The organism is Pseudomonas sp. I8001, from assembly GCF_013385345.1.
GTDB lineage: Bacteria > Pseudomonadota > Gammaproteobacteria > Pseudomonadales > Pseudomonadaceae > Aquipseudomonas.
In genome coordinates, this window is sequence record NZ_JACAQC010000030.1 from 28,163 (window position 1) to 51,760 (window position 23,598).

General features: G+C 62.6%; 25 protein-coding genes. 9 read left to right on the top strand and 16 right to left on the bottom strand.

What is annotated here, in order from left to right; genetic code table 11:
* Nucleotides 1-153: 153 nt before the first annotated feature.
* Nucleotides 154-1,413, top strand: coding sequence for a serine hydrolase (locus tag HX839_RS20020; protein ID WP_177067590.1), 1,260 nt, complete (start codon nucleotides 154-156; stop codon nucleotides 1,411-1,413).
* 134 nt (nucleotides 1,414-1,547) lie between these two features.
* Here the strand turns inward: HX839_RS20020 and HX839_RS20025 are convergent, their stop codons facing one another.
* From HX839_RS20025 to HX839_RS20035, 3 genes are all read right to left on the bottom strand, one after another.
* On the bottom strand, nucleotides 1,548-2,357 hold the full coding sequence (locus tag HX839_RS20025; protein WP_134326305.1) for an AraC family transcriptional regulator: 810 nt from the start codon (nucleotides 2,355-2,357) through the stop codon (nucleotides 1,548-1,550).
* A 5-nt stretch (nucleotides 2,358-2,362) separates the two neighbouring features.
* On the bottom strand, nucleotides 2,363-2,902 hold the full coding sequence (locus HX839_RS20030) for a YbhB/YbcL family Raf kinase inhibitor-like protein (protein WP_177067591.1): 540 nt from the start codon (nucleotides 2,900-2,902) through the stop codon (nucleotides 2,363-2,365).
* Nucleotides 2,903-3,003: 101 nt separating this feature from the next.
* Nucleotides 3,004-3,867 (bottom strand): LysR family transcriptional regulator, encoded by an 864-nt coding sequence (locus tag HX839_RS20035; RefSeq protein ID WP_177067592.1) that lies wholly within the window; start codon nucleotides 3,865-3,867, stop codon nucleotides 3,004-3,006.
* Between the two features lie 114 nt (nucleotides 3,868-3,981).
* On the opposite strand from HX839_RS20035, the gene HX839_RS20040 reads away from it, so the two are divergent.
* Nucleotides 3,982-4,590 (top strand): LysE family translocator, encoded by a 609-nt coding sequence (locus HX839_RS20040; RefSeq protein ID WP_003215589.1) that lies wholly within the window; start codon nucleotides 3,982-3,984, stop codon nucleotides 4,588-4,590.
* Nucleotides 4,591-4,607: 17 nt separating this feature from the next.
* Here HX839_RS20040 and HX839_RS20045 read toward each other — a convergent pair whose 3' ends face one another.
* Nucleotides 4,608-5,180 carry a helix-turn-helix domain-containing protein gene (locus HX839_RS20045; RefSeq protein ID WP_177067593.1) on the bottom strand — a complete coding sequence of 191 codons (573 nt, stop codon included), beginning with the start codon at nucleotides 5,178-5,180 and terminating at the stop codon, nucleotides 4,608-4,610.
* Nucleotides 5,181-5,489: 309 nt separating this feature from the next.
* On the opposite strand from HX839_RS20045, the gene HX839_RS20050 reads away from it, so the two are divergent.
* The gene (locus tag HX839_RS20050) at nucleotides 5,490-6,353 is read left to right on the top strand and encodes a sensor domain-containing diguanylate cyclase (protein WP_008434731.1); all 864 of its coding nucleotides are present in this window, start codon (nucleotides 5,490-5,492) and stop codon (nucleotides 6,351-6,353) included.
* Here the strand turns inward: HX839_RS20050 and HX839_RS20055 are convergent.
* Nucleotides 6,350-6,976: a LysE family translocator gene (locus tag HX839_RS20055; protein ID WP_177067594.1), complete on the bottom strand. Its 627-nt coding sequence runs from the start codon at nucleotides 6,974-6,976 to the stop codon at nucleotides 6,350-6,352. The genes HX839_RS20050 and HX839_RS20055 overlap by 4 nt on opposite strands.
* 95 nt (nucleotides 6,977-7,071) lie before the next feature.
* A complete protein-coding gene (locus HX839_RS20060) occupies nucleotides 7,072-7,698 on the bottom strand; it encodes a glutathione S-transferase family protein (RefSeq protein WP_102368774.1) in 627 nt (208 codons plus the stop codon).
* Nucleotides 7,699-7,843: 145 nt separating this feature from the next.
* Here HX839_RS20060 and HX839_RS20065 point away from each other — a divergent pair, with 145 nt between their 5' ends.
* Complete coding sequence (locus tag HX839_RS20065) at nucleotides 7,844-8,005, top strand: DUF2986 domain-containing protein (protein WP_008434728.1); 162 nt, start codon at nucleotides 7,844-7,846, stop codon at nucleotides 8,003-8,005.
* Between the two features lie 46 nt (nucleotides 8,006-8,051).
* Complete coding sequence (locus HX839_RS20070; RefSeq protein ID WP_102605919.1) at nucleotides 8,052-8,582, top strand: hypothetical protein; 531 nt, start codon at nucleotides 8,052-8,054, stop codon at nucleotides 8,580-8,582.
* Between the two features lie 62 nt (nucleotides 8,583-8,644).
* Here HX839_RS20070 and HX839_RS20075 read toward each other — a convergent pair whose 3' ends face one another.
* The 6 genes from HX839_RS20075 to HX839_RS20100 form a co-directional block, all read right to left on the bottom strand.
* Nucleotides 8,645-9,061 (bottom strand): addiction module antidote protein, encoded by a 417-nt coding sequence (locus tag HX839_RS20075; RefSeq protein WP_008434724.1) that lies wholly within the window; start codon nucleotides 9,059-9,061, stop codon nucleotides 8,645-8,647.
* 1 nt (nucleotide 9,062) lies between these two features.
* On the bottom strand, nucleotides 9,063-9,380 hold the full coding sequence (locus HX839_RS20080; RefSeq protein WP_008434722.1) for a type II toxin-antitoxin system RelE/ParE family toxin: 318 nt from the start codon (nucleotides 9,378-9,380) through the stop codon (nucleotides 9,063-9,065).
* Between the two features lie 188 nt (nucleotides 9,381-9,568).
* Nucleotides 9,569-11,134 (bottom strand): DHA2 family efflux MFS transporter permease subunit, encoded by a 1,566-nt coding sequence (locus HX839_RS20085; RefSeq protein ID WP_134326310.1) that lies wholly within the window; start codon nucleotides 11,132-11,134, stop codon nucleotides 9,569-9,571.
* The gene (locus HX839_RS20090) at nucleotides 11,131-12,240 is read right to left on the bottom strand and encodes an HlyD family secretion protein (RefSeq protein WP_008434719.1); all 1,110 of its coding nucleotides are present in this window, start codon (nucleotides 12,238-12,240) and stop codon (nucleotides 11,131-11,133) included. Before HX839_RS20090 ends, HX839_RS20085 begins: the two co-directional genes overlap by 4 nt.
* Before the next feature lie 22 nt (nucleotides 12,241-12,262).
* Nucleotides 12,263-12,784: a helix-turn-helix domain-containing protein gene (locus tag HX839_RS20095; RefSeq protein ID WP_177067595.1), complete on the bottom strand. Its 522-nt coding sequence runs from the start codon at nucleotides 12,782-12,784 to the stop codon at nucleotides 12,263-12,265.
* A 185-nt stretch (nucleotides 12,785-12,969) separates the two neighbouring features.
* Nucleotides 12,970-14,154 carry an MFS transporter gene (locus tag HX839_RS20100; protein ID WP_177067596.1) on the bottom strand — a complete coding sequence of 395 codons (1,185 nt, stop codon included), beginning with the start codon at nucleotides 14,152-14,154 and terminating at the stop codon, nucleotides 12,970-12,972.
* A 94-nt stretch (nucleotides 14,155-14,248) separates the two neighbouring features.
* Between HX839_RS20100 and HX839_RS20105 the strand changes: the two genes are divergently transcribed.
* The 4 genes from HX839_RS20105 (at nucleotide 14,249) to HX839_RS20120 (ending at nucleotide 19,461) form a co-directional block, all read left to right on the top strand.
* The gene (locus HX839_RS20105) at nucleotides 14,249-15,142 is read left to right on the top strand and encodes a LysR family transcriptional regulator (protein ID WP_177067597.1); all 894 of its coding nucleotides are present in this window, start codon (nucleotides 14,249-14,251) and stop codon (nucleotides 15,140-15,142) included.
* A gap of 250 nt (nucleotides 15,143-15,392) precedes the next feature.
* Nucleotides 15,393-15,848 (top strand): (2Fe-2S)-binding protein, encoded by a 456-nt coding sequence (locus HX839_RS20110; RefSeq protein WP_003215609.1) that lies wholly within the window; start codon nucleotides 15,393-15,395, stop codon nucleotides 15,846-15,848.
* Nucleotides 15,848-18,100 (top strand): molybdopterin cofactor-binding domain-containing protein, encoded by a 2,253-nt coding sequence (locus HX839_RS20115; RefSeq protein WP_177044964.1) that lies wholly within the window; start codon nucleotides 15,848-15,850, stop codon nucleotides 18,098-18,100. Before HX839_RS20110 ends, HX839_RS20115 begins: the two co-directional genes overlap by 1 nt.
* Nucleotides 18,101-18,117: 17 nt before the next feature.
* Entirely contained in the window at nucleotides 18,118-19,461 is a 1,344-nt protein-coding gene (locus HX839_RS20120) for a cytochrome c (RefSeq protein WP_003215611.1), read from the top strand.
* Between the two features lie 139 nt (nucleotides 19,462-19,600).
* Here HX839_RS20120 and msrA read toward each other — a convergent pair whose 3' ends face one another.
* From msrA to HX839_RS20140, 4 genes are all read right to left on the bottom strand, one after another.
* Nucleotides 19,601-20,107 (bottom strand): peptide-methionine (S)-S-oxide reductase MsrA, encoded by a 507-nt coding sequence (gene msrA / locus HX839_RS20125; protein WP_003215613.1) that lies wholly within the window; start codon nucleotides 20,105-20,107, stop codon nucleotides 19,601-19,603.
* Nucleotides 20,104-21,591, bottom strand: coding sequence for an MFS transporter (locus HX839_RS20130; RefSeq protein ID WP_177067598.1), 1,488 nt, complete (start codon nucleotides 21,589-21,591; stop codon nucleotides 20,104-20,106). Before HX839_RS20130 ends, msrA begins: the two co-directional genes overlap by 4 nt.
* A 201-nt stretch (nucleotides 21,592-21,792) precedes the next feature.
* Nucleotides 21,793-22,263 (bottom strand): Lrp/AsnC family transcriptional regulator, encoded by a 471-nt coding sequence (locus HX839_RS20135; protein ID WP_003215617.1) that lies wholly within the window; start codon nucleotides 22,261-22,263, stop codon nucleotides 21,793-21,795.
* A 27-nt stretch (nucleotides 22,264-22,290) separates the two neighbouring features.
* A complete protein-coding gene (locus tag HX839_RS20140; RefSeq protein ID WP_177067599.1) occupies nucleotides 22,291-23,598 on the bottom strand; it encodes an FAD-binding oxidoreductase in 1,308 nt (435 codons plus the stop codon).

Here is a 23,598-nt window from a genome sequence, read left to right on the forward strand (position 1 = left end):
CTCGCGATTGCCCATGGCCCGACTCCGCGCGTAATCCGGCCCGATCCCGCGCGCCAGAAAAAATCCCCCGCTGCATCCTGAGCCTCGGCATGTCGGTTTTGCTGACGTGCCGAAGCGTTTCAAGGCCGATCAAACAATAATAAAGAGGTGCTTATGCCCGTGCTTCATCGCCCTTCATCCCCGGTTGAACGCAGCGCGCTTCATGTGTTGGTGTGTGCGTCGACACTTGCGCTGTCGTTAACCGCCTGCGCGGCCACGCCGGATCCCGCGAAGCCTTATCCCCATGCACAGGAACCGATTGGCGATGTGCAAGCCATCTATGACGGCAGGCTCAGCGAGGACTTGGCGGTCACTACCTTCCGTAATACCGACCGGTTGTTCCCGACGCGCACGATCAAGGCGGGCGGCCATCCGTTCCCGTTACCCCGTAGCAGCCAGCCACTTGGGCCGGTTGCCTTTGACTACAAAGGCAAGCATTACAGCCTCGATGACTACGTGGCGATCAACCGGGTAACCGGGCTGTTGGTGCTCAAGGACGGCAAGATCGTCGATGAGCGTTATGAAAAAGGCAACACCGCCGACACCCGGTGGATGTCGATGTCGGTGGCCAAGTCCATCACCTCGACGCTAGTGGGCGCGGCGCTGCAGGACGGCGCCATCAAGAGCCTGGATGACAAGGTCACCCGTTATTTACCCGCGTTGGCCGGTAGCGGTTACGACCAGGTCACCGTGCGCCAGATCCTCTCCATGCGCTCCGGGATCAAGTGGAACGAGCAATACACGGACCCTACCTCGGACGAGCGCCACTTGATCAAACTGCGTAGTGAACAAGTGCCCGGGTCGCTCCTCAAGTTCATGGCCAGCCTGCCCACCGCCGCGCCGCCTGGCACTCGCACCAACTACAGCACCGGTGAAACTCAAGTGTTGGGGCAACTGGTGAGCGCTGCGGTGGGCAAGCCACTGACGCAATACCTGAGCGAGAAGATCTGGGCGCCTTACGGCATGCAAACCGATGCCAAGTGGTGGCTCGACGGCCTCAATGGCAATGAAGTGGGCGGCAGCGGTATCAGCGCGACGCTTGAGGATTACGGGCGTTTTGGGCAGTTCGTGCTCAGCGGCGGCAAGGCGGGAGGGCAGCAAGTGTTGCCTAAAGACTGGTTGAGTTTTGCCAGCGCGACTACGGGTTCAGATGCGGCGTACGGTGACTTTGCGTCCATGTGGTGGCCAGGTTGGACCGACGCCTCCAAAGCGGATAAAGCCTTTACGGCGGCCGGTACGTTTGGTCAGTACCTCTACATCAATCCGACCAGGAATGTGGTGATTGTGGTGTGGCAGGCGCAGACCAAACCCACGGGTGGCAAGGTGATCGACGATATGTTTGCCTTTGATGCGGTTGCCAAAGCGCTTCAATAACCGCGAAGTACCTGTGGCGAGGGAGCTTGCTCCCGCTGGGCCGCGCAGCGGCCCCAAAAAATGGGCCTGCTGCGCAGTCCAGCGGGAGCAAGCTCCCTCGCCACAGGCTGCGGGCTACTCAGGTAGTGTGTACCTCACATCGCCGCCCGCAACGAGCGCGGCGAAAGCCCGTAATGCGACTTAAACCTCACCGCAAACCGCGACGCCGACGCATACCCGCACGCACTGGAAATCTCCCCGATGGAATCCCTGGAGGTTTGCAGCTGTTGCAACGCCGCCCCCAGCCGAACATTTTCCAGGATGGCCCTGAAGCTCGCATCCTCATTGGCCAGCTGCCGACGCAACGTCGATTCCCCCAGATTCAACTGCTGCGCGACCGTGGCAACGGTCCAGTCCCTGGACAGGTTGCTGCCGATCAACCGCTGCACGCGTTCACTCAAGGGGTCGTTGCGATCCATCAGCAACGGTCCCGCCTGGCCGGCCAGGCACAGGCAGAGCAACACGGCCTCGCCATAGTGGGTGCACAGGGCCGACGGGGCGCCGGTGCTCAGTGCGGTCAGCAATTGGTCCCAGGCTTGTCGGGTCTGTTTGTCCAGGCGTACGCACAGGTCGGCATGCATGCTGCCCTTGAACTGCGCGCCATACCGGGCAACGAAGTTACGCAACACCGGCACCGGAAACGACACCACGTCGGCGATGTAGTCACCCTGGGCACCGGGAAAGTTGGTCACCCCAAGCTCGCGGCCTGCCGGCAGTAGAATCAGGTGCTGTGGGCCAGCGCGCATTTCGCGCTCATCCCACTGCATCAGTTTTTGCCCCTGGCGCACGCGGCACAGGGCGCTCATGAAGATCGGCACGCGTTGCAGGGTATGGTGTTGCCGGGCCCTGATCACGCAGCTTTCGATGATGCTTTCCCGGTGCCGCAGACCTTCGTGAACATCCATCGTGACTAGCGTCCGTAAGGGGCCGTGATTGTGGCCTTGGCCAGGCTGTTGGCATTGAGCATGTAGCCGACCAGGGCGCCGCTGGATTGATTGTCGATCGGCAGGGTGGCGACTTTCAACGCCCACACGGTGAATTGATAGCGATGCGGTTTATCACCCACGGGCGGGCAGGCGCCGCCGAAGCCGGGTTGGCCGTAGTCCGTGCGGCCTTGCACTGCCCCGGCCGGCAGGTGGGTGCCCACGTTACTCGGCAGTTGGGTGACGGAGGGGGGCAGGTTCACCACCGTCCAGTGCCACCAGCCGCTGCCGGTCGGGGCGTCGGGATCGTAGACGGTGATGGCAAAGCTTTTGGTGCCCGCCGGGGCGTTGGCCCAGGACAGGGCAGGGGAGGTGTTGCCGCCGCTGCAGCCGAAGCCGTTGAATTCCTGCAGGTGCGTCAGCGGGCGTTGGTCGGCAATGTCCGGGCTGTTGAGTGAGAAGCTGGCGGCGTGTCCGCTGGCGGCCATGATCAGGGTGATCGCGGGGGCAAGTGCTTTGAGTTTCATCGCGGTGGTGTCCAGGCGTGGTTTGAGCCTTGATCCTAAACAGCGCGTAGGCACGGCACTGCGCCGAAGCGCTCGATGATTGTGCCGAAACGCTCTGCCCACTAAGGCTGAGCCCTCAGCGTTCGGATGATGAACGCATGCAGGCTATTGACCACCTTGGACCCGCGGGACGCCCGGCTACGCAGAATCGAAACCTCCATGGGCTCAATGCTGCCCAAACCGTGCTCGTCACCGAGTACCTGAAGCGAATCCTGCACGGTGCATTGGGTGATCGCGGCAATCGCGAGCCCGCCCTCGACGGCGGCCACCTGGCCGGCAAGGCTGGAGCTGTTGTACACCACCTTGAACTCGCGGCCTTGCTGGGTGAGTGCGTTCACCGCATACCGCCGGGCGAGGCTTGCGCTTTCGTAGACGGCGATGGGGATCGGGTCGCGCCGCCACAGTTCGAACTGCGGTGAACCTACCCATACCATGGGCTCCTTGAACAGGAAGGTGCCGCTTTGGGGTGAGTCCCGAGACACCAGCGCCAGGTCAAGATCGCCGCTGCGCAACTGTGGGATCAGCGTGGTCGACTGTTCACAGGTCAGTTCGATTTCCACACCGGCGTAGCGCGGCGAATAGCGCTTGAGCAGCGGCGTGAGGTACCGGGCCGCGTAGTCTTCGGCAACGCCAAGGCGGATGCGCCCGGTCAGCTCTTCACCGTGAAATGCCGCCTGGGTTTCAGCGTGCAGGGCGAGCATGCGCCGGGCGTAGCTCAGCAGCGTCTGGCCATCGGCAGTCAGTTGCAGGTGCCTTGGGCCGCGACTCAAGAGCTGTCGTCCAAGGGCGGCTTCGAGTTTCTTCATCTGCATGCTGACGGCGGACTGCGAGCGGTTGACCTCGTGGGCGGCGCCAGACAACGAGCCGGCATCCACCACGGCCACAAAGCATTTGAGCCAATCGAGTTGCAAATCGCTGGCGGGCATCGCGCTGACCTCTATTCGTTAATCGAATGGCTAAGGCCTGAATTATGCGCTTTTCATGGGCGCTTGTTCACCCGCAACATTCTGCCTTGAACCAACACCTTCTGGATCGGATCCATGCCCTTTGATACCTGGTTGCTTTACCTGGTTACCTGCTTCGGCATCTCGGTGGTGCCAGGGCCCAATGCGTTATTGGCGCTGACCCACGGTGCGCTTCACGGCAGCCGCAAAACGCTGTTCACCATCAGCGGCGGCGTGCTCGGTTTTGCGATTGTGCTGGCGCTGTGTGCGTTGGGGTTGGGTGCGCTGATCCAGGCATCGGCCAGTTTGTTCACGGCCTTGAAGGTGGCGGGTGGGCTGTACCTGATCTGGCTGGGCTTCGGGCTGTGGCGGGCGGCACCGGTCAGCCTTGAGGCGACCGGCACTACCAGCTCGCGGAGCTGGCCGCTGTTCCGCCAGGGGCTGGTATCGGCGATCTCAAACCCCAAGGCCTTGCTGCTGTTCACCGCGTTTATTCCACCGTTCCTGGACCCGCACCGGAGCATCGTTGCGCAGACACTCACCATCGCCCTGACCTACGCCGTGGTGGAGTTCATCGTCGAGTACCTGGTGGCCAGCGCCGCGCACCGGGTACGGCCCTGGCTGGCGCGAACCGGGCGCCGATTCAATAAAGTCTGCGGCGGGTTTTTTGTGCTGTTCGGGTTGGCCCTGCCTATCCATGCCTGAGGGCACATCCCCGCGGCTTAGGGATGTTCGATCACCATCACCGCCGTGGTATCCGCCGCAAGTGCTTCGAACACATGGGGCGCATTCGCCAGGTAGCTGATGTAGTCGCCGGCGTGCAGCAGCACAGGCGCACCGGCCGGGCCGATATTCGCGCTGCCGCTGCACAGCAGCACGTGCTCGATGGTGCCGGCAGGGTGGGGCTGAGACAGGCGCGCTTCGCCCGGCTGTACCTTTAGCCGGTAGATATCGCGACGCACGCCCGCCGGGCAATCCGCAAGCAGTGTGGCCGCGTAGTGGCCGGTTTCGGTATAGGTGGTCAGGCCCTCGTTGGCGCGAATTACCCGCAGGTGTTGCTGGGGTTGTTCGAAGAACCGGGTCACCTGCAAGCCCATCGCCGTGGCCAACGACCACAGGGTCTCGATGCTGGGGTTGCCGATGCCGGACTCCAGCTGGGACAAGGTCGACTTCGCCACGCCTGCGCGTTTTGCCAGTTCAGTCAATGAAAGCCCGGCGGCCTGGCGTTCGCGCTTGATCGACAGGGCCAGCAGGTCGATTCGGCTTGGATTGAGATTGTTCGTTATGTCGGTCATTTGTTCTTCAAATCATCCATAAATGGGTTGACGCTTTGTCGCTGGGTGTTCAGCATAGCAATCATTCGTTCATTATAAAAACCGAGTGTCGAATGATCTGGTGCGTGTTCCACCTCTGCGACTATTGGCCGTGGCTGCTCTGGCGGGCGCTCTCCTACGACCTTGAAGGGTGGCGCAGCTTGCTGGTGGCGACGCAGTTGGCGCAGCAACATTGCGGGGGGCTATTCTGCGGGCCGCTATGATTCCTTTTCGCCATCCTTCGGGATCGGGCTATGATCGCCCAATCCGAACCAGACGCTCCCCAGACCTATGCCCGTTGACCTGCAAGCCCTCTATCCCAAACTGATCCACTTGATGCTGGATACGGTGTTCGTGGTCGACAGTGAAAACCAGATCGTGTTTGTGAGTGATGCCTGCGAAGCGCTGCTGGGGTACCGCGCCGAGGAACTGACCGGCACCCTGATCACCCACTACATGCACCCTGAAGACCTGGCCCGCACCCGGGCGTCGATTGTGCGGGTCATGAATGGCAAACCCCACGTCGACTTCCGCAACCGCTACATCCGCAAGGATGGCAGCGTGGTGCACATTCTGTGGGCGGCCTTCTGGTCCGAGGAAGTGGGGGCGCGGATCGGTGTTGCGCGGGACGTAACCGCCCTGACGCAGGCGGAGGAAGAGCTGCGTTTCCTCGCCCATCACGACCCGTTGACGGCCCTCACCAATCGCTCGCTGTTCAATGACCGGTTGGACGAGGCCCTGCAAGCCGCCCACCACCACAAAAGTCCTCTGGCCTTGCTGTTTCTGGACGTGAATGACTTCAAGGCCATCAATGATGTGCACGGGCATGCCGTGGGCGACCGCGTGCTTTGCGTGATTGCACGACGGTTGGAAGGGTGTGTGCGTGAGAGCGACCTGGTGGCCCGGATGGGCGGGGATGAATTCACCGTGCTGCTGACGGATATTCAGTCACCGGAAGCCGTGTCGGCCAAAGTGCAGCAGATAGTTGCGGTGATGACCCAGCCCCTGAGCGCTGAGTTTGGCGCGGTCAAGATGCCGTCCTGCAGTATCGGCGTAGCGTTTTACCCGGCGGATGGAGCAGATGCCGACAGCCTGCTCAGCCACGCGGATGGTGAGATGTACCGGGTTAAAAGGCAGCGGTTTGCAACCGATTAACGCTGCTGGAAAGCAATCTTCAGCCCCAATCCCATGAACAACGTCCCAATGATCTTCCCCTCCCAACGGCGCAGCCTTGAAAGGCCCACCATCCATTGGCTCAACGGACGAATCGCCACCGAAATCAGCGTGGTGTACACCGCACTGAGCCCCGAGAAGATCAACCCCAGCACCGCGAACTGCGCCAGGGAAGAACCGGATTCCGGGTGAATGAATTGCGGCAGGAAGGCCAGGAAGAAAATCGCGGTTTTCGGGTTCAGCACTTCGGCACCCACCGCCTGGAAATACGCCTGGGTCGAGGTCACGGTGGGCAGGTCTTTGCGCGTGGTGGCGCCAGGCTTGGCCATAAACGCACGTATGCCCAGGTAGATCAGGTAACAGGCGCCGACGATTTTGACCATGTTAAACGCCACGGCCGAGGTCATCAGGATGGCCGACAGGCCCAGCGCCGCGCACAGCGTATGGATCAGGTCGCCCGAGGCCACCCCCAGCCCGGTGGCAATCCCGACCTTGCGCCCACCCTGGAGGGTGCGGGTGATCACCAGCAGCACGGCTGGGCCGGGAATCAGGAAAAGGCCGATGACCACGGCGACATACGTCAGGATGGGGGCGAGTTCGAACATGCTGTGTTATCTCAATGCCGGATGCGTCCTACAGTAATCCTCATCCCGGGGATTAACGCAATACAGATGAACACCCGCCGGAACCGCCTGGCCTTTTACTTCGCGAACGCGTATGCGCCACCCTGTTCCAGCGCCTTGCGATACGCCGGCCGTTCCTGAAAGCGTTGCACCCACGCCGCCACATTCGGGTAGGCCTGCAGCTTGCCCTGGGCCCGGGCGATTTCGCCGATGAAGCTCATCTGGATATCCGCGCCGGTCAATTCGTCACCCACCAGGTACGGTGTGAGCCCCAGTGCGTTGTCCAGATAACCCAGGTAGTTCGCCACCTCGGATTCGATACGCGGATGCAACGGCGCACCCGCGTCACCCAGGCGCCCGACGTACAGGTTGAGCATCAGTGGCAGCATGGCCGAACCTTCGGCGAAGTGCAGCCATTGCACGTATTCGTCATAGGTTGCAGTGGCCGGATCCGGTTGCAGGCGGCCGTTACCATGGCGGCGAATCAGGTAGTCGATGATGGCGCCGGACTCGATCACCACGTGGGGACCGTCTTGAATCACCGGTGATTTGCCCAGGGCATTGATCGCCTTGAGTTCAGGGGGCGCGAGGTTGGTTTTCGGGTCGCGCTGGTAGCGCTTGAGCTCGTAGGGCAGGCCGAGTTCTTCGAGCAGCCACAGGATGCGTTGCGAACGGGAGTTGTTGAGGTGGTGGACGATGATCATGGTGGCTCCGCTGGGCGAGAATAGAGGCGTATAGGGACAGACCGCGGTGGCGCTGTGGAGTGCCGTGAATTAAATCTGCTTCGATAAAGGCATGAAAGATGGATAATCACGCCGGCAAGCACTGATTACACACCGGATAGAAAACATGAATCGTCAAAAAAAACTACAGCAGCTGTTCAAGGCCAAGGCCAAAAAGGCCAGCGCCAAATTGGCACCGGCCAAAAAGGATAAATACATCAGCAAAGCAGACCGATTGAAGCTGGCTGCCGAGTCCGGTGATGAGCCTGTTGTTACCTCTGAGAGCTGATCCAGAAGGCCTAAGCATTACCTGATAGGGAATCGACGGAAAAACCATGAACACTGCTCAACTCGCGATTCAGCACTACATACTCGCCAAGGACGGCAACCGCCCGCATTTGCTCAGCCGGGCGTTTGTTCCCGAGGCAATCCTGGACATGGTGGTGCGCACCGGGTCCATCTCGTTTCCGCCCCACGTCGAAGGGGTGGGCGGCATCGGCGATGTGCTGGTGAGGCGGTTCGGGCAGACCTTTGAAAACGTCTATACGTTTTGCCTGGGGCAGCCACCCGAAGCGGGGGCCAAAACCTATCAGTGCAAATGGCTGGTGGGGATGTCCGACAAAAACTCCGGCGAAGCCCGGGTTGGGTGTGGGGTGTATGAGTGGCAGTTCAGTGTTGAGTCGGGGCTTGTTGAAAAGCTCACCATCACTATCGAGCATATGAAGACGCTGCCCGCTGCGGATTTGGGGAGCGTCATGAAGTGGGTGTCAGGTCTGAGTTACCCATGGTGCAACTCGGAAGCAGCAGTGAGCGATGCTCCCGATATTGACGCGATGGGCGAGGTGATCCAGTACCTCACTGTCTGACGGCGACTCAATGCGCATCAACGGCACCAGCAACACGGCCACAACAAAACACACAGTGATGATCACGAGCGCGTCTTCGCTGCAGGCTTGGCGGCTGAAACGGGCTTGCCAGCCCTTGGATCAACGGGTTTTGAAGTGACAGCCAGCGCTGTTACCGGTTGTACGGTGAGTTCGACACCGATTGCGGTCATCAGCTTCCTTATGGTCTCAAATCGCGTTTTCGAGCCGGCTTTCAGCACCTTATAAAGGCTTTCACGATTGACCCCCGCATCCTTGGCGACCTTATTTACGCCTTTGGCTTTTGCGACCTCGGCCAACGCATGAATAAGGCCCTCGGTATCACCGGTTTTCAGACTTTCAGCCAAATAGGCCGCCATTGCTTCCGGGCTATCGAGAAAGCGCGAGGCTTCGTAATGAGTCGTACCCGTCGTGTCGAGGCTGAGGATTGGCATCTCCTCGGGATTGAATTTATCGCTCATATCATTTACCTCTCAGGCCAGCGAGTATTGCTTTAGCTTTTTGTATGCCCCGTTTTTGATCCGTTTTATCGCTCCCGCTGAGCATCAAGTACTCTGCGATTCCCGAGCGCACATAGTAAATTCTATAGCCCGGGCCAACAAAAACACGCATTTCGCTCATCCCATCGCCAACCGATTCGCAATCACCAAAGTTGCCCGCTCCGGCACGATCCAGTCGGGTCAGAATTGCCGCTTTTCCCTGAGTGTCCTTCATACGTTTAAGCCAGCTCTCGAACTCGGGTGTTTGGTGGATCTCGTATATTTTTTTCTTGTTGATCATAGTTCCATTTGTAGCTAGATGGCTACATCTTGTCGACGCGAGGTTGAGTACAGGTAAAGGGGTATTCAGCGCCTGGGCAACCTTAGAGAGGTGCCTCCCAGATGCACAAGCTGGCAAATTCCGACGCGACTGTAGGCAATGGAGCCGGGTGCTGTACTCACAGCCTCAAACGTTGTGACAAGTCCTCTCTAATGCGCATCCGCCGTCGGCTGCTTCGGCGGTTGCACCTTGCGCATCAACGGCACCAGCAACACGGCGACGACGAAGCACACCATGATCATCAGGAATGCGTCCGCATAGGTCAGCGTTTGCGCCTCGCGCCAGGTCAGCGCCCACAGCTGACTCAGCGCGAACTGGCTCGAATCCAGGCTGTTTTGCCCCAGCAACTGGGCATTCCCTGAAAGCTGGTCAAGCCAGACATTCATCGACTCGTTCCGGATGTTCAGGTGCTCGGCCAGGCGCAGGAAGTGCAGGTTGGTGCGGTCATTGAGCACCGTGGCGCAGGCGGCGATGCCGATGGCGCCGCCGAGGTTGCGCATCAGGTTGAACAGGCCCGAGGCGAGCTTCAGGCGGTCGGGGGCCAGTGCGCCGAGGGTCAGGGTGACCACCGGCGGCACTGCCATTTGTTGAGCAAACCCGCGTATGGCTTGGGGCAGCAGCAGCTCCTTGGCGCCCCAGTCGTGGGTGATGGGGGAGAAGTCCCACATCGACAGGGCGAATAACGACAACCCGAACATCAAAATCCAGCGCAGGTCGAAACGATTGGCCAGCAAGGCGTACACCGGGATCGCCAGCAACTGGAACACCCCCGTGGAAAACACCGCCAGGCCGATATCCAGCGAGCCGTACCCGCGCACCCGCCCGAGAAACAGCGGCGTGAGGTAGATGGTGGCGAAAATGCCGATGCCGGTGATAAATGAAAACAGGCAGCCCAGGGCGAAGTTCCTGTCCCGAAGCGCGCGCAGGTCGACGATCGGCTCCTTGATTTCCAGGCAGCGCCAGATAAACAGCCCGCCGCTGATGGCGGCTATCCAGGCCGTGGTCGAGATGGTGCTGTCGCTGAACCAGTTCCAGCGCGGGCCTTCTTCGAGGGTGTATTCCAGGCAGCCGAGAAACACCGCCATCAACGCCATGCCGATATAGTCGGCGCCCTTGAGCAATGACGGGTTGGGGCGGTCGACCTTGACCAGCATCGGCACCGCAAAGGTCACGAAGAGGCCGGGCAGCAGGTTGATGTAGAACAGCCAGTGCCAGGAGGAGATGTCGGTGATCCAACCGCCGACGGCCGGGCCCAATGTGGGGGCCAGGGACGCGATGGCGCCGATGGTGGAGGCGGCGATCACCCGCTGCTTGCCGTTGAAGTACATGAACGCGGTGGTGAATACCAACGGAATCATCGAGCCCCCCAGGAACCCCTGCAAGGCGCGAAACGCGATCATGCTCTGGATGTTCCAGGCCATCGCGCACAGCAGGCTGGTCAAGGTGAACCCGGCCGCCGACGCCGCGAACAGCCAGCGCGTGCTCATCACCCGGGAGAGCCAGCCTGACATGGGGATCACGATGATTTCCGCGATCAGGTAGGCGGTCTGCACCCACGCCGTATCGTCCGCGCCGGCAGACAACCCGCCGCCGATGTCCTTGAGGGAGGCGGAGACGATCTGGATGTCGATCAAGGCGATGAACATGCCCACGCACATGGTGGCGAAGGCCGCGACCTTTTGTGCGGTGCTGAGGGCGGGCAACGGGCTGTTCATAGCTGGGCCTTGAGGGCGCTGGCCTGGTCCTCGAACGCCTCATCGGTGTTGACCTTCGCCATCACCGACAGGCCCGGACGCAGGGCGCCGAAGTCGGCATCGTTGCTGTCGAGGCGCACGCGCACCGGCACTCGCTGCACGATCTTGGTGAAGTTGCCGGTGGCGTTTTCCGGCGGCAGCACACTGAATTGCGCCCCGGTGGCAGGGGCCAGGCTCTCGATGTGCCCGTGGAATTCACGGCCGGGGAGGATGTCGGCGCGGATGCTCACGCTTTGCCCGACCTGCAGGCGCCCCAATTGGTCTTCCTTGAAATTGGCATCCACCCACAATCCTTTCGCGGGCACCACCGAGATCAGTTGGCTGCCGGCCGCGGCGTAGGCACCGACCCGGGCGCGGCGGTTGCCCACGTAACCATCCACCGGCGCCCGCAGTTCGGTATAGCTGATGTTCAATTGCGCCTGGTCGCGTTCGGCCTGCGCCTGTTGCAACGCGGCACGTGCCTGGCCGCGCTGGGTTTCAATCACGTCGATTTGCCGGCGCGCCGCCATCAACCCGGCCTGTGCCCGGGAGTGGTCGGCGCGGGCGGTCTTCCATACGGCGCTGACCCGCTGTGCGCTTTCGACCGATACGGCCTGGCTGCGCACCAGGTTCTGGTAACGCGTTTGATCGTCGCCGGCCCGTTGTGCTTCGGCATCGGTGGCGTCGATCTGTGCCTTGGCCTGGTTGATCACCGCCAGTTGCAGTTGTTCGGTGGCGTCGAGGTTGGCGAGCGAGGCCTGTTGCGCGGCCACGGCGCCGTCGGCCTTGGCCAGGGCCGTGCGGTAGTCGCGCACATCGATGCGCGCCAGCACGTCGCCGGCCCGTACGAACTGGTTGTCCTGCACCGTCACTTCGCTGATATAGCCCGGCACTTTGGCGCTGATCACCGTCACATCCGCCCCGACATAGGCGTCGTCGGTGTCTTCGATAAACCGGCTGACCAGCCACCAGTGGCTGGCGTACCACACGCCGCCCGCCACGGCCAGGGTCAGCAGCCCCAGGCGCAAAACCTGTTTGCGCCGGGATGGTTGGGTGGGTTCGGGCACAGCGCTGACTGGAGCGTCCATGACGAAATGACCTCGTTGAGTATTAGTGGGGGAAGGGGCTGACCAACTGGTCTTTTTCGGCGTAGGCCCGGCCGGTTCGTGCGCGCCACAGGGTCAGCGGTTCGGCATCGGCGCTGACATGTACGCGGTGGCCCGCACGGGTGATGGGTTTGCCGGTGTTGGCATCCATCAACGCCAGCACCACCGGGCGCCCGGTGGCCTCATCGGCGAGAAACACCTTGGTCGAGCCCTCGGCATGCCGCGCGCCCCAGGCCATCAGCGTGAGGATGACCTGGCGCAAGTCCCGGCCCGCTTCGGTGAGGTGGTACTCATGGCGCGGCGGGTTGTCCTGGTACGGGCGCCGTTCCAGCAAGCCGCCGGCCACCAACGCATTCAGGCGGCGGGTCAGGGTGTTCGAGGCGATCCCGAGGCTCTGCAGGAACTCGTCGAAACGGCGCAGCCCGTAGAACGCATCACGCAGGATCAACAGGCTCCAACCATCACCGATGTGCTCCAGGGCACGGGCGACCGGGCAGGACATGGGTTGGAAGCTGGCTTTCTTCATGAGGGACTCCGGGATCTGTTGCTAAATATTACGCAAGTAATATTGCACAGTGGATTTCATAATGAAAGTCACTGGTTGAAATTTTTTGCAGCGATGGATGGCGGCCAGGCAGACGCAAAAAAGCCCCGGGATTCGGGGCTTTTCAGAGGGGAGGGTGTAGGGGGGCCGTTTGAGCGCGGCTGTCCTTATGCCTGCGCCGGTGCCTGGCAGATACGTGAACCTGTGCGCCGCGAACGCCAGCCGAGCCCCAGCACCATCAGCAAACCCAGGGCCGCCATGATCGCACCAGCCAGCGAAATGGCCGGGTAGCCCAGCCCTGCGTTGATCACTGCTCCCCCCAGCGCCGCGCCAATGGCGTTACCGAAGTTGAACGCACCGATGTTCATCGCCGAGGCCAGGTTGGGTGCATCCTTGGCGGCTTCCATCACGCGCATTTGCAGGGGAGGTACCAGCGCAAAGCTGGCGGCGCCCCACAGCAGGATCGACAAGGCGGCGGGCAGCGGCCATTGCATGAGCACAGAGAACGCCAGCAGCACGGCAATCAGGACCACGAGCGACGTTATCAGGGTGCGGTCCACCGAACGGTCCGCAGACTTGCCGCCCCAGACGTTGCCGAGGGTCAGGCCGATCCCGAACAGCACGAGCATTGCGGTGACGAAGTTGGTCGAGGCGTGGGTGACATCCCGCAGAATCGGCGCGATATAGGTAAACACCGTGAACATGGCGCTGGACCCCACCACGGTCAACGCCAGCGCTGCCAGCACCGGCCCGCGGCCCAGTACGCGGATTTCGGCCATCAGGCTTCCCCCTTTTGGAGCGGGCGTATTCGGTAGCGCCCACCACAGGGCCACCATCACGAACGCCCCCAGCCCGCTGATGCCCCAGAACGCCGTACGCCAGCCGAAGTTCTCGCCGAACCAGGTTGCCAGGGGCACGCCACCGATGGTCGCCAGGGTCAGCCCGAGGAACATCGCGGCGACGGCCCCCGCGCGTTTGTCGGGCGCCACCACACTCGCTGCCACGATGGAGCCGATGCCGAAGAATGCCCCGTGATTCAGCGATGTCACCAACCGGGCGACCATCAGGGTCTGGTAGTCGGTGGCCAGGGCGGACAGCAGATTACCCACGGTGAAAATGGCCATCAGGCCCACCAGCAGATAACGGCGCGCCACCCTGGCTGTCGCGAGGGTCATGATCGGGGCGCCGATCAGCACGCCCATGGCATAGGCGCTGACCAGCAGCCCGGCGGCGGGAATGGAAACACCGAGGTCGGCGGCGATCCCGGGCAACATGCCCATGGGGGCAAACTCGGTGACCCCGATGCCGAAGGCGCCGATGGACAGTGCTACAAGGGGTGGGTTGATACGCATGGGTGACTCCTCATCTTTGTGTCAAATGCTATAATCATGACTTTTCAGGCGGTAGCCCTCGGCAGGGCACTACAGCTTTGCGTGGAGATCACAAGTGGACATAGGCGGTCGGTCGGGGGAGATGGCGGTGTTCGCCAGGGTCGCGGAGCAGGGCAGCCTCTCGGGGGCGGCTCGGGTGCTGGGCCTCACGCCGTCATCCATCAGCCGCATCATCACCCGCATCGAGGGGCGCATAGGCACCCGCCTGCTGCTGCGCACCACCCGGGCGATCACGCTCACCGCCGAAGGCGAAGCGTATTTGCGCGGCGCCCGGCGGATCCTGGCGGACATGGCCGAAGTCGAGGATGCGATCACCGACCAGGGCGCGCCACGGGGGCGGCTGAGGGTCAGCGCGGCGCTCGCACACGGGCGGCTGTCGATCGTGCCGCTGGTTGCCGCGTTCAGCGCGCGCTACCCGGCCATCGTGGTTGAGTTGCGGCTGGAGGATGAGGTGGTGGATATCCTGGGCGGGCAAGCGGACGTTGCAATCCGCTTCGGTCAATTGGCCGACAGCCCCTTGACCGCTCGCCTTATCGGCTCCATCGGCGAGGTCATAGTCGCTTCCCCGGACTACCTGGCGCGTCACGGCACGCCGCGGCTGCCGCAGGATTTGCTCAACCACAACTGCCTGCGTTTCAACTTCCGCCGGGCAGCGCCAGACTGGCCGTTTCGCGTGGACGGGCGCGATTTTTCGCTGCAGGTGTCGGGTACGATCGAGGGTAACAGCGGGGAGGTATTGTCCCAGTTGGCCAAGCTGGGTGCCGGCATCGCACGCATTGGCGCATTCAGCGTGGCAGATGACCTGGCCAGCGGTGATCTGGTGCCGTTGCTTGAAGCGTACAACCCCGGAGACCAGGAGCCGATTCACGCGGTGTTCGTCGGCGGCGCGGCGATGCCTGCGCGGGTCAGGGCATTTGTCGACTTTCTGGTGGAACACCACCCGGCGTGACCGCCACTGACACCACAGGCCGCTCCCCCTGACGCAATCCTCTTGAATACTTGCCTAATCCTGCGATCTTGCCCACCCCTGCATAGCGCCTTGATGAACCAGGGTCTAAAGTCATTCCCATCGCCCGCTAGACTAGTCAAACCACGCGCGCGCGAACCAGACGGGCCATCGATGCCCAGCGGCGAGGCCCCGTCTTGCCGTCTAAAAATACTAAAAAATGCAACACCAACCGATGATCAGCGGGTGAGCCATGGAATTACGAATTAACCAGCAGACCCACCAAGTCGACGCCGAACCCGACACGCCTCTGCTTTGGGTCATCCGCGACAACCTGGGCATGACCGGCACCAAATACGGCTGCGGCCTGGCGCAATGCGGTGCGTGTTCGGTGCTTGTGGACGGCAATGTCGTGCGTTCCTGCGTCACGCCCGTTTCCGGCGTGGTCGGCCGCGAAATCACCACCATCGAAGCCATCGAGTCCGATGACGTCGGCAAGCGGGTCGTCGCCACCTGGGTCGAATACCAGGTCGCCCAATGCGGCTACTGCCAATCCGGCCAGGTAATGGCGGCCACCGCGCTGCTCAAGCACACGCCCAAGCCCAGTGATGCGCAGATCGAGGCCGCCATGGTCAACCTCTGTCGCTGTGGCACCTATAACGCCATTCATGCCGCCGTGCATGACCTTGCGCAGAAGGGAGAGGCCTGATGAACATTCGCATTGATCCCACTGCGCTGCCCTTGGTCGCGGCGCTGACTGACCCGGTGAACCTGTCCCGCCGTCGCTTCCTGGCCAGTACGGCCGTGGGCGCGCTGGTGATCGGTTTTGGCCTGCCGCTGGGGTCTGGCCGAGTGCAGGCGGCCACCGCCGCGGCCACGGCCGAACGCGGTACGCAGGTGCCGGCCTTCCTGGAGATTCGCCCGGACAACACGATTCGTTTGCTCAGCCCGTTTATCGAAGGCGGCCAGGGCACGTTCACCGCGATGGCGCAGATTGTCGGCGAGGAGTTGGACGCCGACCCGGCCACGTTCCTGGTTGAGTGTGCCCCGCCCGGTGAAGCCTTTGTGGTGATGGAGAACGGCATGCGCATCACCGGCGGCAGTATGTCGGTGCGGATGAGTTACCCCACGATGCGCCGGCTGGGTGCGCTGGCCCGGGCCATGTTGCTGGAGGCCGGGGCGCAGGCGCTGAAGGTACCGGTGAGCGAGCTGTCGACCGAGCCGGGCAAGGTGGTACACGCGGCGTCCGGGCGTTCCCTTGCGTATGGCGAGTTGGCCGGGCGGGCGATGGACCTGCCGGTACCGGATGTGGCCAGTGTGAAGTTGCGCGACCCAAGCCAGTTCCGTTGGATCGGCAAGCCGGTGAAGCGTCTCGATGCGTATGACAAGTCCACCGGCAAGGCGCTGTACAGCATTGATATGAAGGTCGACGGCATGCTCCATGCCGCCGTGCAGCATGCGCCCCGACTCGGCATGACCGTGGGCAGCCTGCGCAACGAAGACCAGGTCAAGGCCATGCCGGGCGTGCATTCGGTGCATCGCCTGCCCGGTGCGGTGGCGGTGGTGGCCGAGCGTTGGTGGCATGCCAAGCGTGCGGTGGAGTCGATTCAGGTCGACTGGCTGGAGCCGACGGCTGATTCCAAGGTGCGCGGGATGCCGAAGGACTTTTCCAGCGACGAGCATTTCAAGCGCCTGGCCGCAGAAACCGGCCCGGCCCGTGATGATGAGAACGAGGGCGACGTGGCCGGCACGCTGGCCAATGCCAAGACCAGGGTCGAGGCCACTTACCACAACCAGTACCTGCACCATGCCCAGTTGGAGCCGCCTTCGGCGCTGGCGCGCTTCAACCCTGACGGTTCGCTGGAGATCTGGCTGCCGAATCAGGCGCAGGACATGTTCCTGGCCGATATCGCCAAGCGCACCGGCCTGGCCCCGGAGCGGATTACCCTGCATTCGCCGTTGTTGGGTGGTTTTTTCGGGCGGCACTTCCTGTATGACTCGGCCAGTCCTTACCCGCAGGCCATCGAGTTGGCCAAGGCGGTGGGGCGCCCGGTGAAGTTGATCTGGAGCCGCGAAGAAGAATTCCTGCGGGATGTGCTGCGCCCGGTCGCAGCGGTGAATTTCCGTGGGGCGCTGGACAGCGACGGCTGGCCGGTGGCGATTGAAGCGGTGAGCGCCACGGAGGGACCGACCGAGGCCCTGGCGGGCAAGCAGGGCGAGAAGCTCGACCCGACGGCCCTTGAGGGACTGTCCGGCAAGTCCTATGCGATTCCCAACAAGCGTATCGCACAGATCTATGTGAAGGGCCCGGTGATGCTGGGCTACTGGCGTTCGGTGGGCAATTCGCTGAATGACTTTTTCTACGAATCTTTCCTGGATGAACTGGCCGACAAGGGGGGCAAGGACCCGTTCGAGTTGCGCCTGCATCTGTTGCGAGATAACCAGCGGCTGACCACCCTGCTGAAGGCGGTGGGCGAGTTGTCGGGTGGCTGGAAACGTGGGCCGTTTGTTGCCGAGGACGGCAGCAAGCGCGCACGCGGGGTGGCGATGGCGTCACCGTTCGGCACCCAGACGGCGGTGATTGCCGAGGTGTCGATCGAGAACGGCCAGGTCAAGGTGCATGACATCTGGCAGGCAGTCGACCCGGGCAGCATCGTCAACCCGGCGATTGTCGAGGCGCAGGTGAATGGGGCAGTGTCGCTGGGCTTGTCCCAGGTGCTGTTGGAGGAAGCGGTGTATGTGGACGGCTTGCCTCGGGCGCGTAACTACGATTTGTACCCGGTGCTGCCGCCTTCGCGGATGGCCCGGGTGCACGTGCGCGTGATCGAGAGCGGGGAAAAAATGGGCGGTATTGGCGAACCGCCGCTGCCCGCCGTGGCGCCTGCCGTGGCCAACGCCGTCGCGGCGTTGACCGGGCAGCGTGTTCGCAGCATGCCGTTAAGCCGCCACTCCTTCACCTGACCGGGGCCTGAGCACTTATGAACAACCGTCGATTCGCAAGAACCGTTGGCTGGCTGGCGCTGCCGTGCCTGGTCGCCGCAGGCCTGCTGGCCTGGTATGTCACCCGCGAGCCTGTCTCGCCGCTGGGGGCAGAGCCCGTCGCCACGGACCCGGCGCTGGTCGCCCGAGGCGAGTATGTCGCCCGGCTCAGCGACTGTGTGGCGTGCCACAGCGTGCCCAACGGCAAGCCCTTTGCCGGTGGCCTGGAAATGGCCACGCCGCTGGGGGCGATCCACGCCACCAACGTCACGCCAGACCCGGAAACCGGCATTGGCAGCTACAGCCTCGCCGACTTCGACCGCGCGGTGCGCCAGGGTGTCGCGCCGGGTGGGCGCCGCCTGTATCCGGCGATGCCGTATCCGTCCTACGCCAAGCTCAGCGACGATGATGTGCGCGCCCTGTACGCGTTCTTCATGAAGGGCGTGGCGCCGGTGCAGCAGGCCAATATCAAGAGTTCGATCCCGTGGCCATTGAATATGCGGTGGCCGATCGCGCTGTGGAATGGCGTGTTTACCGACAGCAAGCCGTATGTCGCGAAGGCCGGGAAGGATGAACTGTGGAACCGGGGCGCCTACATCGTGCAGGGCCCGGGGCATTGCGGCAGTTGTCATACGCCACGGGGCCTGGCCTTCAACGAGAAGGCACTGGATGAAAGTGGCAAGCCTTACCTGGCCGGTGGCTTGCTCGATGGCTGGTACGCACCGAGCCTGCGGGATGATCCCAACACCGGCCTGGGGCGCTGGAGCGAGCCGGAAGTGGTGCAGTTCCTCAAGACCGGTCGCAACAAACATGCGGTGGTTTATGGCTCGATGACCGAGGCGTTCAACAACTCCACGCAGTTCATGAGCGACGATGACCTGGCGGCGATTGCACGCTATCTGCGGTCATTGCCGGGCGACGAGCAGCGCGACGGTGCGGCCTGGCAGTATCAGGCGGTGTCGGCTGCGCAACGCCTGGATGCGCCGGGTGCGCATACCTATGTGACCCGCTGCGCCTCGTGCCACGGGCTGGAAGGCAAAGGGCAACCGGACTGGATGCCGCCGCTGGCCGGCGCCACCTCCGCACTGGCCAAGGAGGACGCCTCGGCGATCAACATCACCCTCAATGGCTCGCAGCGCGTAGTGGCGGCCAATGTGGCGGACGCTTATCGCATGCCGGCGTTCCGTGAGCAGTTGTCGGACCAGGAGATTGCTGAAGTGCTGACGTTTGTGCGCGGCACCTGGGGCAATCAGGGTGGGGCGGTGGATGCCAAGGCGGTGGGCAAGTTGCGTGAGCACACGGGCCCGGCGAGCAGTAGCCCGATCATTCTGCAAATGCGCTGAGGGAAATGCGCCTTGTGAGGGAGGCGCTTTGTGTAGGAACTGCTTTATGTGGGAGCGGGCTTGCTCGCGAAGGCGGTGGGTCAGTGAAGAACTTGCTGACTGACACACCGCTTTCGCGAGCAAGCCCGCTCCCACATTTTCAACCGCGTTTCGGCAGTTTCCAGTTGGGTCGGATGAAGTGGCAGGTGTAGCCATTCGGAATCCGCTCCAGGTAATCCTGATGCTCCGGCTCCGCCTCCCAGAACGGCCCCGCCGGTTCGATCTCGGTGACGACACGGCCCGGCCACAGTTTTGAGGCGTCGACGTCGGCAGCGGTGTCTTCAGCGATGTCGCGTTGCTGTTCGCTCAGGTAATAAATCGCCGAACGGTAGCTGGGGCCCAGGTCGTTGCCCTGGCGGTTGGGCGTGCTGGGGTCGTGGATCTGGAAAAAGAACTCGAGGATCTGCCGGTAAGTGATCACCGTCGGGTCGAAGACGATCTCGATGGCTTCGGCATGGTTGCCGTGGTTGCGATACGTGGCATTCGGCACATCGCCGCCGGTGTAGCCGACCCGCGTGTGCAGCACGCCGGGGTAGCGGCGCAGCAGGTCTTGCATGCCCCAGAAGCAGCCGCCGGCGAGCAGGGCGGTTTCGGTCGGGTTGGTCATGGTCTGTGCTTCCCCTTGTTGGATACCTCGCTAGTTATGGGGGCAGGTTGGACGATTCCAAGGTCGAGGGGCGCGCCTTCGATCGGCTTTGTCCGCGTTGCCCGCAGCGCCATCAACAGCGCCAACACGGGTGCCAGGGTAAACAGCGCGAACAGCCAGCGCGCGGCATGGGCGATGCCGCCATTGCCCGCCACTTCATTGATGCCCGCCATGTTCGAGATCACCCCCGCCAGCGCCGCGCCCATGGCCATGGCGAACAGTTGCAGGGTGGTGATCGACGAAGCGGCCGTGTCCTTGTCCTGTTCCGAAGCCACTTGCAGGATGCGCGTCAGCAAGTGCGGCCAACCCAGGCCGATGCCGAACCCCACCAGGAACAGCCCCAGGCAGATAGGGGCCAGCAATGTCCATTCGCCCTGGCTGGCGATGGGCGTAGTGATCGCCAGCATCATCAAGCCCGCCACGATAAACAGCGGCCCCGCGATGATGGCGCGATGTGGACCGCGGCCGGTCCAGCCGGAGCTGATGATTTCCGAGACCGTCCAGCCGGCCGCCATCAGCGCGGCCATGTAACCGGCGATCAGCGGCGACTGGCCATGCAAGTGCTGCAGAAAGTACGGCATGAAGATCTCGCTGCTCATGCCGATCACCAACAGGCAGGTGGTCGCATAAAGCGCGCAGAGCGGGGTGCTGAACTTCAATGCATCCCGGGGCAAAAGACGCACGGTGGCGCTGGACTCCTTGCGGATCAACAGCACCACCAGCACGGCGCAGATGGCGATACCCAACAGGTTCCAGCTCGGCAGCGCCGAGACGCTGCCGGCACACACTGCCAGCACCGCGCCCGCCAGCAGCACCAGTTGCGGCACCGGCAAGCGGGTGGTAGCGGCCGCCGTGGTGTCGCGTGGGGGCAGGGCGCGGCTGGTGAGTACCATGTACGCCAGGCTCACCGGCACCATCGAGCCGAAGGCCAGGCGCCACGCGTCCATCTCGGCAAACACGCCACCCACCGCCGGCCCGACGAGCGTCGCCACGCCCCACATCCCCGACACCAGTGCCATTGCGCGCGGCCACAGGCGCTCTTCGAACACCAGTTGGATCATCGAGTAACACAGGGCCAGCAAGACCCCGCCGCCCAGTCCCTGGATGGAGCGCCCGGCGAGCATCACCGGCATGTTCGGCGCCAGGGCACAGATCAGTACGCCTACTATGAACACCAGTGTGGCCAGCGCATACGCCAGCCGTGGACCGGTGCGTTGCAACAGCTTGGAGGTGAGGGCGGAACCGAGGATCGAGGCCACCACGTACAGTGTGGTGCTCCACGCATAAAGCGCCAGGCCGCCGATTTCGGCCACCACCGACGGCAGGATGGTGGTGGCGATATAGGTGTTGGTGGCATACAGCGCGATGCCGCCTGAAAGGGCAATGGAGCGCGTGGCGTTCTTGCCGCTAAGCAACTCGCCCCAACTGCTGTCTTGGGTTTGCATCAACGATTCCTTGTAATGCGTTCGCGGTATGGAAGCCGGCGAAGGGCTAAGCGTCAGGCTTGAGGTAATTAACCAAGCAATTGCTTTTAATATTGCGTTGAGGCGAATTATTTTGCAAGGAATGACTTGTCAGGTGGCTGAGTCGCTATGGCAGCCGAGGGGGGGGCGTGAGGCGCGCGGTTTCCCACGGCCGGCAGCACTTCACACCATCAGTTTCCGGCTGAACTTGGTTTCCATCACGATATGAGAAGCGGTGTGCGCCACCCCTTTGATCATGTTGATCCTGATGAGCTCGGCATTGAGTTCACTCAGGGTGGCGGTGGCCAGGTGAATGATGAAATCGGACTCCCCCGAGACCGCGTAAACGGCCTGCACCGCTTCCATCCTGCGCAGCGAGGTCATCACATCGGTGTAGCTCTTGTTGGTGCAGGAGGTCATGGTAAAGCAGGTCACCGTCTGCTGAAGCCGGTCCTGGTCGATGCGCACGCTGTAGCCGGTGATGACGCCGGCCTTTTCCAGGCGGGTAATCCGCTCCTGCACCGCAGAGCGCGAGACCCCGAGCTTGCGGGCCAATGACGCGGTGGGTTCGCGTGCGTTGGCTTGCAGCAGGCCAAGCAATTGCCTGTCCTTGTCGGTGAGGTTAAACAGTGGACCGGGATTCTGCGTATCCATGGACACGTCCTTGACCCTCGCTGGGGTTCAGTTTTTATGAGTCGCCCTGTGTTGCGAGCGCTTTTCCTGAAACATATCCATCATTTTCAGGCCGGCGTAAACCGTTTGTGCGGCCGCCGGGCCCAGGGGGCCGCCATTCCATTCCAGGCCGTAGGCATCGAACAGGCGGTAGCGATCGGTTTCGCCGCAGATCGCCTCGGCGATGACGCGTGCGCCGATCGGCGCGGTGTTCATACCATGGCCACCAAATGATGTACACGCCCACAATCCCTGCCCCAGCGGGCCAATGTGCGGCATCTTGTGCCGCGCATAACCCATCAACCCGGACCAGGCCTTGTCGATCCTGATGCCGCGCAATTGCGGATAAACGTCGAGGATATCCTGCGTCAGCAATTGCCCCAGGCGTTTCTCATCCTGCAGGTTGCGCGTGGTAATGCGGCCGCCCCAGAGCAGGCGGTCGCCCTCGACGATGCGGTAATAGTCCGAGGCCCGGCGGTTATCGCCCACGGCATCGGTGGTACAGACCGCCTCGGCCAGGCGATCGCCCAGGTGCTCGGTCAGCACCGCATAGGTCGCGATCGGCAGGAAGGCGCGGCGTAATTTGCCGAACTCAGGCCCCCCATAGCCGCCGCAGCAGTACACCACGTGGGCACAATCGACAGTGCCCTGATCGGTGATGACCCGGTGTCGCCCGTTGCGGCTTTCGACGGCGGTCATGGGCGAGCGTTCATGGATTTTGCCACCACTTTGCTCGATCAGTCGGGCCAGGCCGAGGCAATAGTTCAAGGGGTGGAAGTGAAAGCCATGGTTGTCGCGCAGCGCCTGGAAATACCGCTCGGTCTTGAGCTTTTCGCGCACCGCCTGGCGATCCAGATAGTCGAGGTGAAAGTCGAAATCCGCGGCCATTTTGTCCCGCACGCGCTGCAGGTTGTCGCCATCTTCGTAGCGCACCACACTCAGTTTCCCCGGGGTTGGCGTGCAGCCGGGCAACTGATGACCGGCGATCATGCCCCGAACAATTTCGACGCCTTCAAGCGACAGTTTGAACAGCGCGGCGGCCGTCGGTTTGCCGCAGCGTCGCTCGATGGCGGCCAACCCTTCGGACCAGCCCTGGAGCACGAAGCCACCGTTGCGCCCCGACGCTCCCCAGGCCACGCGACCGGCATCCAGCAGCACCACCGACTGCCCGCGGGAGACCAGTTCCCACGCCGTGCTCAGCCCCGCCAGCCCGGCGCCGATCACGCACACATCGGCCCGGGCGTTGCCACACAGCGCCTGGCGTTCAGTCGTGTCGCGCATCGTGGCGGTGTAGTAATTGTTGTTATAGGTGAACAT

Bases quoted from the DNA above. Each gene is read 5' to 3' on its own strand.
- HX839_RS20020 (WP_177067590.1), top strand. From the start codon at position 154: ATGCCCGTGCTTCATCGCCCTTCATCCCCGGTTGAACGCAGCGCGCTT.
- HX839_RS20025 (WP_134326305.1), bottom strand. From the start codon at position 2,357: ATGGATGTTCACGAAGGTCTGCGGCACCGGGAAAGCATCATCGAAAGC.
- HX839_RS20030 (WP_177067591.1), bottom strand. From the start codon at position 2,902: ATGAAACTCAAAGCACTTGCCCCCGCGATCACCCTGATCATGGCCGCC.
- HX839_RS20035 (WP_177067592.1), bottom strand. From the start codon at position 3,867: ATGCCCGCCAGCGATTTGCAACTCGATTGGCTCAAATGCTTTGTGGCC.
- HX839_RS20040 (WP_003215589.1), top strand. From the start codon at position 3,982: ATGCCCTTTGATACCTGGTTGCTTTACCTGGTTACCTGCTTCGGCATC.
- HX839_RS20045 (WP_177067593.1), bottom strand. From the start codon at position 5,180: ATGACCGACATAACGAACAATCTCAATCCAAGCCGAATCGACCTGCTG.
- HX839_RS20050 (WP_008434731.1), top strand. From the start codon at position 5,490: ATGCCCGTTGACCTGCAAGCCCTCTATCCCAAACTGATCCACTTGATG.
- HX839_RS20055 (WP_177067594.1), bottom strand. From the start codon at position 6,976: ATGTTCGAACTCGCCCCCATCCTGACGTATGTCGCCGTGGTCATCGGC.
- HX839_RS20060 (WP_102368774.1), bottom strand. From the start codon at position 7,698: ATGATCATCGTCCACCACCTCAACAACTCCCGTTCGCAACGCATCCTG.
- HX839_RS20065 (WP_008434728.1), top strand. From the start codon at position 7,844: ATGAATCGTCAAAAAAAACTACAGCAGCTGTTCAAGGCCAAGGCCAAA.
- HX839_RS20070 (WP_102605919.1), top strand. From the start codon at position 8,052: ATGAACACTGCTCAACTCGCGATTCAGCACTACATACTCGCCAAGGAC.
- HX839_RS20075 (WP_008434724.1), bottom strand. From the start codon at position 9,061: ATGAGCGATAAATTCAATCCCGAGGAGATGCCAATCCTCAGCCTCGAC.
- HX839_RS20080 (WP_008434722.1), bottom strand. From the start codon at position 9,380: ATGATCAACAAGAAAAAAATATACGAGATCCACCAAACACCCGAGTTC.
- HX839_RS20085 (WP_134326310.1), bottom strand. From the start codon at position 11,134: ATGAACAGCCCGTTGCCCGCCCTCAGCACCGCACAAAAGGTCGCGGCC.
- HX839_RS20090 (WP_008434719.1), bottom strand. From the start codon at position 12,240: ATGGACGCTCCAGTCAGCGCTGTGCCCGAACCCACCCAACCATCCCGG.
- HX839_RS20095 (WP_177067595.1), bottom strand. From the start codon at position 12,784: ATGAAGAAAGCCAGCTTCCAACCCATGTCCTGCCCGGTCGCCCGTGCC.
- HX839_RS20100 (WP_177067596.1), bottom strand. From the start codon at position 14,154: ATGCGTATCAACCCACCCCTTGTAGCACTGTCCATCGGCGCCTTCGGC.
- HX839_RS20110 (WP_003215609.1), top strand. From the start codon at position 15,393: ATGGAATTACGAATTAACCAGCAGACCCACCAAGTCGACGCCGAACCC.
- HX839_RS20115 (WP_177044964.1), top strand. From the start codon at position 15,848: ATGAACATTCGCATTGATCCCACTGCGCTGCCCTTGGTCGCGGCGCTG.
- HX839_RS20120 (WP_003215611.1), top strand. From the start codon at position 18,118: ATGAACAACCGTCGATTCGCAAGAACCGTTGGCTGGCTGGCGCTGCCG.
- msrA (WP_003215613.1), bottom strand. From the start codon at position 20,107: ATGACCAACCCGACCGAAACCGCCCTGCTCGCCGGCGGCTGCTTCTGG.
- HX839_RS20130 (WP_177067598.1), bottom strand. From the start codon at position 21,591: ATGCAAACCCAAGACAGCAGTTGGGGCGAGTTGCTTAGCGGCAAGAAC.
- HX839_RS20135 (WP_003215617.1), bottom strand. From the start codon at position 22,263: ATGGATACGCAGAATCCCGGTCCACTGTTTAACCTCACCGACAAGGAC.
- HX839_RS20140 (WP_177067599.1), bottom strand. From the start codon at position 23,598: ATGTTCACCTATAACAACAATTACTACACCGCCACGATGCGCGACACG.